This window comes from Oleiphilus sp. HI0067, assembly GCF_001635735.1.
In genome coordinates, this window is sequence record NZ_LWFI01000359.1 from 1 (window position 1) to 736 (window position 736).

1 protein-coding gene is annotated in these 736 nt (G+C 44.4%); it reads left to right on the top strand.

All coding sequences use genetic code 11. The features are described from left to right. Window positions 1-21 precede the first annotated feature (21 nt). Window positions 22-736, top strand: a 715-nt coding sequence (ylqF, locus tag A3739_RS04335; protein WP_231877004.1) for a ribosome biogenesis GTPase YlqF, incomplete at its 3' end; no start/stop codon positions are given.

The following is a 736-nucleotide window of genomic DNA, read 5'->3' on the forward strand; positions in this document are numbered from 1 at the left end:
AATCTGCGCGGTGAGAAGCCAGTGATTAAGCTTCTTAATAAGGCTGATCTTGCCGACCCAAAAGTCACCGAAGCTTGGCAAGCGCATTTAGAAAAAGATAATGCGGTAAAAAGTTTGGCATTGAGTGCCACCGCTGACGGCAAAATTAAGATGATCGCAAACCTTTGTCGCAAACTCGCTCCTCATAAAGTCGATAGCGATAAAGGTATTAGTGCGATGATCATGGGTATCCCGAATGTAGGGAAGTCGACCTTGATCAATAGCTTGGCTGGAAAAACAATCGCTAAGGTCGGTAACGAACCTGCTGTGACGAAAAGACAGCAAAAAATTAAGCTCGATAATGGCATTACCCTTTCCGATACCCCCGGTATTTTATGGCCAAAGCTTGAACCCGCAACGTGTGGATATCGTTTGGCGAGCACCGGCGCCGTAAAAGATACAGCGATGGAATATGAAGATGTTGCATGGGAATGTTTAAAAGAGTTCAGAGTGCTTTATCCAAATGCTTTAAAAGATCGCTATGGTTTAAGTGAGTTTGGAAGTGACGAGTATGAATTGCTTGAACTTATCGGTAAAAAACGTGGTTGTCTAAAAAGTGGTGGTATGGTTGATGTTCACCAAGCAGCAACGATTTTTTTACAAGACTTACGGAGCGGCAAACTAGGACGCGTCACTTTGGAGACGCCAGAAATGATGGAAGCCGAAATGGCTGAATTTCGGGCCATGCTTGAGGCAA